The organism is Sphingomonas sp. 37zxx, from assembly GCF_000786205.1.
GTDB lineage: Bacteria > Pseudomonadota > Alphaproteobacteria > Sphingomonadales > Sphingomonadaceae > Sphingomonas.
Map to the genome: position 1 here is coordinate 1 of NZ_JROH01000091.1, position 9,635 is coordinate 9,635.

Consider the following 9,635-nt stretch of genomic DNA (forward strand, 5'->3'; position numbering starts at 1 on the left):
CGCTGTTCAAATTCCCCGAACCACCTCTGCCATAGGCCAGCGCCTTCTCCAGCTGTGGGCGGAATATCTCAAAATCCACTATCCGGCCCGTCGTCTCCAGCGGATCCCCGCTGTCCGACAACCGCTTCAGTTGATCCGATAGCCCGAACAACCCCGCCTGACGCATCCGCTGCCTGCCTGATCAGATCCAGTGAATCAGTTTCCGCCGCAGCATGCCAGCGTTATTGGGGGTGCCCAGATGTGTTCGAACGGGGTGTCATGCCAAGTCGCGTTGAACGCGACTCATGCCGCCCGCCCCGCCTCGATCGTGGCGATCAGCCCGATTTCCAGCCAGTTAAGCAACATCGCTGCCGCCATGGCTGCCGCGTCGGCAGCATCGGCATGGTTCAACAATGCTGCGCAGACGCCACCGAATGTGCCGCCCCGCTGAAGCACCGCCAATGCGAGCCCTTCCGCTTGGGGAACGAGGCCGAATGCCGGTTGCTCGCCTTCGCGCCACACGAGCACCCACGTCGGTTGTCGCAGCTTTGCTACCTCCGATACCTGCAATGGATCGGCCAGCGTCTCCCACAGCCTGACGAGATCATGGGTAACCGGCCGCAAGGCTATGCTTGGGATGAGTGCCAGGCGAAGTTCATCCCATTGCCCGGCGTGGAAGTCTGCCGTAGCTGCGGTAAAATCGGCCAGCGTCAATGGCTCGCTATCGGCGGCAGTGAAAGCGCGGTGCATCTCCCATTCCAGCCACGCCACTTCGGCTACATCGGGATCGTTGGCGAACAATTCTGCGCAGGTGTGGGCAAACCCCTCACCGGCCAGGTCGATGGTCCAGTTCGTGGGCGGATGCATGATCAGATGATGCGCCGCCGCTTGCAGGAAGGCATCGTCGCCCACCAGCCGTGCAGTGCGTTCGAACGTGTCCCGCAATACATCGATGAGCCGCGCTCGATAGGCGTTGCGATAGACGGCCATGCCAGCGGCGCGCCGAGCATTCCATCCAGATGGCAAGGGCGCGCTGTCATCGAGCAGACAGGCAAGGAAATCGTTCTGGACGTGAAGAAGCTGGGTCATGCCACCATCTCGACATGCGCTGTGGCGGCGATCATGCGCGCATGATCCAGCTCGGCCAGCAGGTCCGGCAACGGTGGAATTGCGTCGTCCCGTTCGATCATGACGGCAACCTGTCCAAGCTTGGCAATTGTCGATGCATAAAGGTTCCAAACTGCGTCGCAGACCGATCGGTCATGGGTGTCGATGACGATGTCACCCGGAGTATGCCCAGCCAGATGCACCTGTCGCACCCTGTCCGCAGGCATGCCTGCAATATAAGCCAAAGGATCGAAGCCGTGGTTGCAGGCGCTGACATAGATGTTGTTAATGTCCAGCAATAAATAGCAGCCTGTTCGACGGCTCATTTCGGCCAAAAATTCCCACTCCGTCATCTCGTCTTCTGGAAAAGTGAGATAGCTTGAAGGATTTTCGAACAGCATCGCACGGCCAAGCGTCTCCTGCGCATGGTCGATATTGTCGCACACCATGTCGATCGCCGCGCCCGTTAGCGGCAGCGGAAGCAGATCATGACTGTTGTGCGCGCTGGTCCGGGTCCAACATAAATGATCGGACACCCACAAGGGTTCGATCCGATCCGCCAACAGCTTGAGCCGGGCCAGATGATCGGCGTCCAGGCCGTGCGCCGATCCGATCGACATCGATACGCCGTGCAGGATCACCGGAAGCTTGGCTCGCACCTGTTCCAATACCCGCAGCGGCCTGCCGCCATCGACCATGAAGTTCTCGGATATCACCTCGACGAAATCGACAGCGACGTCACCTGCAAGAAAGTCCCGGTAATGATCGCGGCGCAAGCCAAGGCCGAATCCGCCAAACGCGGTGATATTGGTCATCGCGATAACCCTGTATATACGTAATACCAAATCGCGTTGACCGCGACTCATACCGCCCGTCCCTCCTCGCCTCCCCGCTCGATCACCATCAGGCTATGGCATCAGGCTATGGCGATCGGGTGGGAAGGCGGGCGGGCTGGAGATAGGCATAAGACGGTCCGGCATGCCGCCAAAGGCGATACCCGCCGGACCAGCGTGGAATCAGCCAAGGTCGCCGATCGTCCCGCCCTTTGTAAGGCACTGGCCGGCCTTCATTGCCTTGAAGCCATGGCCCTTGCATGCATTATGGCCCTTGCACTCATGCTCGGTCGTGGCGCAATCGGAATTGCCCTTGCAGCTATGCAGGCCATAGCAATGCACCGTGTCGCTGGAATTTAGGGCACGCCCCTTGCTCCCGGTCGGCGTGTCGGCTGCAAAAGCCGAGAACGAGCTCAGCGCGATGGCTGCCGCAGTAGCGGCGATCGTGGCGGCAGTGCGGGTTGCGGTTGTCATATCAGCGGTTCCTTGAAACTGAATGGTGCGGGATCGCACACCAGGCTGTTCGCCGCCGCTCGTTCGCCGGTTACAGCGAAAAAAACTTTTATCGGCCTGTAACGGTTCCGCGCCGCCCAGCGAAAAAGGGGGGAAACACCGCCCAGGCAACCCGCTTGGCGCGGCTCCCCCAAGGCTGGAGATTACGTCCATGAAGACCGCCACCATCGCCCGCATCGCCGGACTTGCGACAATCGCCGCTTTGGCGGCCGGCGTCGCCACGGCCCCTGTCGCCGCACAAAAGGCACCGATGGAGAAATGCTATGGTATAGCCAAGGCAGGGAAAAACGATTGCTCCGCCGGCGCTGGAACCAGCTGCGCCGGAACCTCGACCCGGGACTATCAGGGCAACGCCTGGAAGCTGGTCAAGCAGGGCAGTTGCGAAAAGACAAAAACGCCCAAGGGCAATGGTTCGCTCACGCCGCTCAGCCGGTGACACGTAGCATTCGACAGGACGCCTAAATGCACATGCAGCACTTCGCCCTCCTTTACCATCGGACCGTAGCCATAACCGCCTCGATCTTGGCTGAGGGCGTTGCGCTGCTGCTGGCCCGGATCGCGCTTGCGGGCATATTCTGGCGCGCGGGCCGCAGCAAAGTGATGGAGGGCAGCTTGTTCGAAATTAGCGACGCAACGCGCTATCTATTCGAATTTGACTATGCCGCCGTCCCGTTGCCCCCCGAGATCGCTGCGCCACTGGCTATGGTGAGCGAGCATCTGTTCCCCGCGCTGCTGGTGATCGGGCTGGCAACGCGGCTATCGGCGGCTGCGCTCCTCGCAATGACGCTGGTGATCCAGGTTTTCGTGTTCCCTGAAGCATGGTGGACGACGCATATCTTGTGGGCGGCGCTGGCGGCGGTGCTGATCGTGCGCGGCGGTGGCGTGATGTCGCTAGACACGCTGGTGAGCCGTTGGCGGCAACGGCGCGCGTGAACGGGCGCAGAGCGGGGGAACGGCCATGATCGCGGACGAGGCCACCTTCGTGCGGCTAATGATCGCGGCCCAAGGCGGGGACCGGCGTGCCTACACGGTGCTGTTGACCGAAGCGCAATTGTGGCTCGAACGCTACTTTCGCCGTCGTGTGCCCCCGGCCCAGATCGACGATCTGGTACAGGACGTCCTGCTCGCTATCCACGCCAAGCGCGCGACCTGGGACAAGACGCGGGCATTCCTGCCGTGGCTTGCAGCCATCGCCCGCTATCGCTGGGTCGATCATTTGCGCCGGGTTTACCGGGCAAGCGAAACTGAATTGGGCGATCACGATGCCCCCGAAGACAATGAGGAGGAGGCCGTGCTGGCCCGGATGAGCCTGGAGCGGCTTTTTGTACAACTGCCCCCGGGGCAATGCAGCGCGATCGAAATGGTAAAGATCGAGGGGCTTTCGGTCACAGAAGCGGCCAAACGAACCGGCCAGAGCGAAAGCCTGATCAAAGTGAACATTCATCGCGGCCTTCGGAAACTGGCCGCGCTAGTCGAAGAGGCTGACTAACGATGACCCGCCCACCCAATCCCCTAATAGCACAGCTCGCGGGTGAGCTGGAGCCAGTACGCCCGCTACGAATGCATCATGGCCTTGCACAGGTGGCAATTGCAACCGCGCTGACGATCGCTGCAATAGCGCTGTGGCACGGCTTGTGGAGCGGCCCGACGGAAGGTCGGGCGGCCGCCACCTTCTTCATCTCAAACGGACTTATCGCGCTAGTAGGGCTCGCCTCGGCGCGGGTAGTGGTGCGCATGGCGGCCCCGCGCGTCGGCACTCGGCAGGATGGTTTGCGCTGGCTGCTGGCGGCGCTTGCGATCCTGCCGGTCACCGCCATATTGCTGGCGGTGCTGGAGGGGACAATCGCCAGACACCATCACGCAGCGGACGGGTGGCATTGCTTCATTGCCGGCACCGCGAGCAGCGTGGCCGTGGCGATTGTGCTGGTGATCTGGCTGCGCCGTGGCGCACCCGTCTCCTCGCGCGCCGCCGGATTCTATACCGGAGTAGCGGCAGGGGCACTGGGCAGCTTCGCTTACGGTCTGTCATGCCCTGTGGACACGATCGGCCACCTCGGAATCTGGCACGTCGCACCCGTGGCAGTGTCAGCCGCGCTGGGGCGTCTTGCCGTACCAGCTTTGATACGGTGGTAGCACCAAACAGCGCATTTTATGCACCGTACGCCGAAGTCCAAGCTCCGGACTTTCATGGTGGTGTGATGCCGAGCCTGCAGAAACGGCAGGTTTCAGGGGCACCGAGGGTTTCCCGCGAATCGCTTCTGTCACGGTCGTATTCGGGGGCTAGCGTATGCCGGGTGTTTGTGTAACGCTCTGACGGGCTTGGAGTTTGACGGTGATGAGAGCCAGATCCGAAAGTTTCTCAACCCCAGCAACAGCTTGCGGTTCGGCGGAGGAGCATGCGGATGGATGCGACAAGCGCCCAAGCGGTGGAGGATGCGACGGAGGTTTCCCAATCCTTGGCGAGGCGGCGGCATCGCCCGAGCCAGGCGAAGCTTCGTTCGACGACCCATCGGCGGGGCAGGCGCTGGAAGCCTTTGGCAGCGTCGGAGCGCTTGATGATCTCGACGGTCCGCTGGCCCATGCCGGCGAGTGCGTCGCGCAGTTTGTTTCCGGCATAGCCGCCATCGGCGAAGAGATGCCGCAGCCAGGGCAAGCGATATCGTATCGCCGCCAGGACATCGACNTGSCADTAGCCAAGCCCTTTTTCAGCAGCCTGTTAAGGCCGTTAGGGCTGAGGATCGCCTCCGACCGGCACGATCGGCGCACGCCATAGACCGCTTAAATGCCCCTGCGTGCCACCGCGACGCAGCATCGGAATCGCATCAGCCGTGTTTGACGATGACAACGCCGCCGCTCGGCGCCGTGCCCGGAGCAGTCACCGAACTCAATGCGCCACCATCACCTTGATTGCCGCATATATTGACGCCATATGCCGTCAATATCCGTGGAGCATTACAATGGCGATCCAAAACTACGCTGACAATGGCGCATTTGCCCCGCGCAAAATCGTGGAAGCGCTGCGCACGACCAGCGACGAACTCGCGCGTTCGCTCGGGCTCGGCAAGGATGCGATCCAGCGCAAGGATCGGATCGCGTCAACACGAACCCAGCGGCGCCTTCGCCAGATGGTCGAGGTGCTCAACAAGGTCGAGCCGCGCTTCGGCTCGGCGCTGCTGGCCTATGCCTGGTACCGCTCGGAGCCATTGCCCGGCTTCTCGGGCCAGACCGCCATGCAGCTGGTGCAGAGCAACCGGGCCGATGACGTGCTGACCTATATCGACGCAATCGACGCCGGCGTGCACGCCTGATCCCATGCACTTTACCGGGCTGCTCTATCGCGCCCACAATCCGGTCTGGTCGCGTGAACCCCTCTCAGGGGAGGGGGCAGCCCGGTTTGGCGGACGGTTCAATCGCATCGGGCGCACTGCGCTCTATACGTCTCTCGCCCCGGAAACCGCGCTGCGCGAGGCCAATCAGGTCGGCACGCTGCAACCCACCACGCTGGTCGCCTATCAGGCCGACATAGGACCGCTGCTCGATGGTCGCGATGCGGCTGCATTGCAGCCCTTCGGTATCGCACCGGCGCAGCTCGCCGACCCGTCATGGCGTGACCGGATGCTCTCGGGCAAACCGGTCCCGACCCAAGACCTGGCGGAGGCCGCGATCGCGCAAGGCTATGCCGGCATCGTTGTTCCAAGCTACGCCCGCGGTGCCCCCGCGGACGCGCTCAATCTGGTCCTGTGGGACTGGGCCGGGCGCATCACGCTTGTCGATGACGACGACCGGCTTGGCCTTCGCAATCACTGATGGCCTCTTATTCCTCGATCATCACTCCGAGACCAGGATCGAGATACCCCGATAGGCCTTCGGTAAAGTCGACATTGTGGGCAGAAATCAACCGTCGTGTCTCAGCGAGGATAAAGGGCATGATCCTCGCGACACTACTGCAGGTCGCCGATAAATTGAAACTCGACGCGAGGCCGTTGCGGGCGGACCCGGAGAATCTGCGGGAAGTCCCGCTGCCAGCGATCCTGCACTGGGGCCTCAATCATTTCGTGTTGCTTACCGCGATGGAACGGCGCGGCGGGATGACCCGCTATCTGCGCCACCTGCCGACAGGTTCTTCTCGTCGAACGCGGTCGTGACCGCCTTCATCGTTTCGGAACGCGAGCGCAGATTTTCGGTGACGTAGGCGGTAGCAACGCCAGCCTGCTGGCTGGCCTCGAACGGTTTGCCGGCACTGATCGCGCCGAGCTGGCGCGCGTCGCCTGTCTGGATGACACGGGCATCAGTCATGTTGGCAAGGCGAACGATCCGCCCCAGGTCGCGCGTCCCGACCTGGCTCGCTTCCTCGACGATGATAATCGCCCCTTTCAGCTCGGCCGCGATCCGACCGCCGCGACCGAGATCACAGCTCCCGCTCTGACACGCCGGGCGTCGCCCGCACCACGACCTTGCCTGCCCGACCGCCAAATTGTGTCCGGCAGCTGTCGGTTGCCAATCGGTAGTTCACCAGCGCGCAAACCGCCTGATCCCCGCCGCCCAGCAGGTAATTGGCCGAGCGGACGGCGATCCACGATGGCGGCAGCGCCATCGCCGCGAAGAAGTAACTGAAGACAGAGACCGCCCATAAGCCGAGCAGCGCCACGCCCACCTTGCGGCCTGACAATTCCCTGTCCCAGACGGTATAACTGACCTTTGTCCGGGGCTGTTGCTCCAGGCTCCTGATGGCGGCGGTGTTGTCTCGCAACGCGTCCGTATGCTGGCGCTGTCGCTCGTCGATGGCATCCAGGCGGGGCTGCTTGTCGATCCGCTCGGCAAGCAGCATCATCTCCGCCTTGATCGGGTTCAGGCTAGTGGTGATGCGCTCAGGCAATCCCTTGATAAACTCGGTCCGGGCCCGTGTCATCGCCAGCTGGTCCTCACGCCCGAGCTTATGCATCTTGCTTTCATGCGCTGCCCAGGTTTCAGCAATGCGGTCGATCTCCATGACGGCCTTGTCCAGCCTGGCCCCAAAGGCAACCATATCACTGGGCCCCAGTTGCTTGGGCCGGTCAAACACGGCCCGACCATCCCGCCACGCAGCGAGACATTCCTGAACGAACGATTTGGCCAGGGTCGTGCGCTCGACGCCACGCTCGGCTGCGCAACGGGTAAGGGCTGAATCGTCCTCATCCCCGAGGCGCACATTGACCTGGCCGCCCATAGTCGTCCCTATCCCCTGTCCGGTGAAATGCTGGTCGCCGGCACCGCTCTCGTGCCATGATAGCAGAGTGGCAAGATTGAGCCATAATGAGCAGGATAATACAATAGGCTATGGCGACGTGAGCGGTGCATCCACCATCGGCGAGCGCATCAAGGCGGTGCGGTTAAGACAGGGGCTGGGACAGGAGGCGTTCGCAAAGGCGCTGGGCTATTCCAAGCGTGCGTTGGTCAGCTGGGAACTGGGCGGAGCCGAACCGCCGGTCGCGCTCATGGCCAGACTTCGGCGCGACTATGACGTCGACCCCGAATGGGTGATTCTGGGCGAGGACGTCGTCCCCCGCAGCTACTACGGCCCAGTTGACTGGGATCGGCTCGACCGGCTGAGTGGCGATGTGGACGCGATCTGCAAGGATGTAGGGTTGAGGCTACCAGGCGAACGACGCCAGGCACTCGCGCGTGTGCTATATGACGGGGGCGCGGACGCGGGCACCGCCAACCGCAAACAGCTCCGCGGCACGCTGCTCGCCTTGTCGCTGGGGGACTGAGATGAGCGGACCATCGAAGGAACAGCTGGCGGCCTGGGTGGCCGATACCCGGCGCGTCCGGTTCGAACGTCGCAACTGGCCAGTCGTTCGCTGGTTAGCGGCGCTGTTCGTAGCCCTGCTCATGGCAGGCTTGGCTGCCAGCCTGCTGGACTACCCCCCTGCCCTGGCAGTTGCTTGCTGGGCAACGGCAGCCATCGCCGGCACAGCCATGCTCGTCTGGTTCTTCGATCCTCGCCGCTTCAAGCCACGGCCGCCCGGCAAGTTCTGACCGTCCGGGAACAGGCTCGCACAGCGTGGTAGCCGGCAGACGGGTTCGACGTCGGCGAGTCCTGGCGCACCGATCTTATCTGTGAAGCCCGTTAAGAAATGGGCCGTGCTTTCAATGGGTCAGTGCACGGGCCGCACGCTTGCGGCCCTCATGCTGCGCAGCCCAGTAAATCATGGTCTCCGTAGCGCGGTAGCACCCTTGTAGCACATCAAAAGGTAGCTTTTGCGGAGCCTATAGCAACGCTGCTATCCTGCTACACCATTGATTGGGAAAGACTTTCTGCCCTGCATACGACCGCTATCCATAGCGTGGTGTGTGCGCACCTCCCTTTGCCAATCCTAATGTCGTCTTTGGTCCATTGGGTGACATCGATATCGTCCTGATTTTCAGCGAGGCCTTAGGCCGGCATGAGAGCCGGCCAGCAGATCACGCCTGCGTCAAACGTTACCGTTCATTTTCAAAACCGATACCCGCCGGCAAAGTTCTTCGGGTTCAGGATTTTTCAACTCCCGATTGAAATGTACGCCGATAAGGCGTACATTTTTGTAGTAGTTAAATGAGGTGTGCCATGCTGGGCTTTCAGGATGAGGTTGGCGCTGTTGAGGAGCGCAGCAGCGAGCGAATGAATTTCCGTACTAAGCCACGCATCAAGCAGGCCATCCAGCAAGCTGCTGCGCTTTCAGGTGTCGACGATTCGGTTTTTACAATGAACGCGGCCTATCGTTCAGCGATGGAGACGATCGCGGCGCATGAACGCACCAGTTTGCAGCCGGTCGATCATGCTAGCTTCTTCGCCGCGCTCGATGCGCCTTCGGCACCTACCGATCGGTTGCGGGCCGCCTTTGCTCGCTATCGCGAGACGATCATCAGCCGGTGACTGCCCCCGAGGACGCAAAGCCTATTGTTATAGAGCCGCTTGATCCTGCCAATCACGATCGAACGGCATTCTCCTGTGGCATCGGGCAGGTCGACAATTTCTTTCGCCGCACCGCCAACAAGCTCACCAAGATGGGCAACGTTCGCACCTTCGTGATGGTTGGCCCCGAGCGCGAACTAATCGGCTTCTACGCTACCAACGCCCACGCGGTTAATTATACCGAACTGCCTGAGCGGTTCGCCCGGACCCGCCCTGCGCATGGCAACATCCCGGCGGCCTATCCCGTCTTATTCACCGGCGGCATGGGA

15 protein-coding genes and 2 pseudogenes are annotated in these 9,635 nt (G+C 61.9%); 11 read left to right on the forward strand and 6 right to left on the reverse strand.

Going from position 1 to position 9,635, the window contains the following annotated elements; all coding sequences use genetic code 11:
* Positions 1–282: 282 nt before the first annotated feature.
* The 3 genes from QU44_RS17580 to bufA2 all read right to left on the reverse strand — a co-directional run bounded on the left by QU44_RS17580 (position 283) and on the right by bufA2 (position 2,393).
* Entirely contained in the window at positions 283–1,068 is a 786-nt protein-coding gene (locus tag QU44_RS17580) for an HvfC/BufC N-terminal domain-containing protein (RefSeq protein ID WP_052135076.1), read from the reverse strand.
* Positions 1,065–1,901, reverse strand: a complete 837-nt coding sequence (bufB, locus tag QU44_RS16720; protein WP_033923544.1) for an MNIO family bufferin maturase — start codon at positions 1,899–1,901, stop codon at positions 1,065–1,067. The genes QU44_RS17580 and bufB overlap by 4 nt, the downstream gene beginning before the upstream one ends.
* A 201-nt stretch (positions 1,902–2,102) precedes the next feature.
* Positions 2,103–2,393, reverse strand: a complete 291-nt coding sequence (gene bufA2, locus QU44_RS16725) for a BufA2 family periplasmic bufferin-type metallophore (protein ID WP_033923545.1) — start codon at positions 2,391–2,393, stop codon at positions 2,103–2,105.
* A 190-nt stretch (positions 2,394–2,583) separates the two neighbouring features.
* Here bufA2 and QU44_RS16730 point away from each other — a divergent pair, with 190 nt between their 5' ends.
* The 4 genes from QU44_RS16730 to QU44_RS16745 all read left to right on the forward strand — a co-directional run bounded on the left by QU44_RS16730 (position 2,584) and on the right by QU44_RS16745 (position 4,565).
* Positions 2,584–2,868 (forward strand): BufA1 family periplasmic bufferin-type metallophore, encoded by a 285-nt coding sequence (locus QU44_RS16730; RefSeq protein WP_033923546.1) that lies wholly within the window; start codon positions 2,584–2,586, stop codon positions 2,866–2,868.
* 86 nt (positions 2,869–2,954) lie between these two features.
* Complete coding sequence (locus QU44_RS16735) at positions 2,955–3,365, forward strand: DoxX family protein (RefSeq protein ID WP_331377495.1); 411 nt, start codon at positions 2,955–2,957, stop codon at positions 3,363–3,365.
* 25 nt (positions 3,366–3,390) lie between these two features.
* Positions 3,391–3,921: a sigma-70 family RNA polymerase sigma factor gene (locus QU44_RS16740; protein ID WP_033923548.1), complete on the forward strand. Its 531-nt coding sequence runs from the start codon at positions 3,391–3,393 to the stop codon at positions 3,919–3,921.
* 2 nt (positions 3,922–3,923) lie between these two features.
* Positions 3,924–4,565, forward strand: a complete 642-nt coding sequence (locus QU44_RS16745) for an NrsF family protein (RefSeq protein ID WP_033923549.1) — start codon at positions 3,924–3,926, stop codon at positions 4,563–4,565.
* Between the two features lie 226 nt (positions 4,566–4,791).
* Here QU44_RS16745 and QU44_RS16750 read toward each other — a convergent pair.
* Positions 4,792–5,112: pseudogene (locus tag QU44_RS16750) on the reverse strand (transposase); the annotation flags it as partial.
* Between the two features lie 277 nt (positions 5,113–5,389).
* Between QU44_RS16750 and QU44_RS16755 the strand changes: the two are divergent.
* The 3 genes from QU44_RS16755 (at position 5,390) to QU44_RS19050 (ending at position 6,577) form a co-directional block, all read left to right on the forward strand.
* On the forward strand, positions 5,390–5,740 hold the full coding sequence (locus tag QU44_RS16755; RefSeq protein WP_033923550.1) for an MbcA/ParS/Xre antitoxin family protein: 351 nt from the start codon (positions 5,390–5,392) through the stop codon (positions 5,738–5,740).
* Positions 5,741–5,744: 4 nt separating this feature from the next.
* Positions 5,745–6,239, forward strand: coding sequence for an RES family NAD+ phosphorylase (locus QU44_RS16760; RefSeq protein ID WP_033923551.1), 495 nt, complete (start codon positions 5,745–5,747; stop codon positions 6,237–6,239).
* A gap of 119 nt (positions 6,240–6,358) precedes the next feature.
* Positions 6,359–6,577, forward strand: coding sequence for a cysteine peptidase family C39 domain-containing protein (locus tag QU44_RS19050; RefSeq protein ID WP_197054372.1), 219 nt, complete (start codon positions 6,359–6,361; stop codon positions 6,575–6,577).
* On the opposite strand, the gene QU44_RS16765 is transcribed toward QU44_RS19050, so the two are convergent.
* Positions 6,495–6,905 (reverse strand): AAA family ATPase, encoded by a 411-nt coding sequence (locus tag QU44_RS16765; RefSeq protein WP_033923552.1) that lies wholly within the window; start codon positions 6,903–6,905, stop codon positions 6,495–6,497. The two genes, QU44_RS19050 and QU44_RS16765, sit on opposite strands and share 83 nt — an antisense overlap.
* Entirely contained in the window at positions 6,841–7,638 is a 798-nt protein-coding gene (locus tag QU44_RS16770; protein ID WP_033923553.1) for a hypothetical protein, read from the reverse strand. The genes QU44_RS16765 and QU44_RS16770 overlap by 65 nt, the downstream gene beginning before the upstream one ends.
* A gap of 67 nt (positions 7,639–7,705) precedes the next feature.
* On the opposite strand from QU44_RS16770, the gene QU44_RS16775 reads away from it, so the two are divergent.
* The 4 genes and pseudogenes from QU44_RS16775 to QU44_RS16790 form a co-directional block, all read left to right on the forward strand.
* Complete coding sequence (locus QU44_RS16775) at positions 7,706–8,182, forward strand: helix-turn-helix domain-containing protein (protein WP_197054373.1); 477 nt, start codon at positions 7,706–7,708, stop codon at positions 8,180–8,182.
* 1 nt (position 8,183) lies between these two features.
* The gene (locus QU44_RS16780; RefSeq protein ID WP_033923555.1) at positions 8,184–8,450 is read left to right on the forward strand and encodes a hypothetical protein; all 267 of its coding nucleotides are present in this window, start codon (positions 8,184–8,186) and stop codon (positions 8,448–8,450) included.
* A gap of 568 nt (positions 8,451–9,018) precedes the next feature.
* Positions 9,019–9,327 (forward strand): type II toxin-antitoxin system TacA family antitoxin, encoded by a 309-nt coding sequence (locus QU44_RS16785; protein ID WP_033923556.1) that lies wholly within the window; start codon positions 9,019–9,021, stop codon positions 9,325–9,327.
* Positions 9,324–9,635, forward strand: a pseudogene (locus tag QU44_RS16790) (GNAT family N-acetyltransferase); the annotation flags it as partial. The gene QU44_RS16785 and the pseudogene QU44_RS16790, both read left to right, overlap by 4 nt.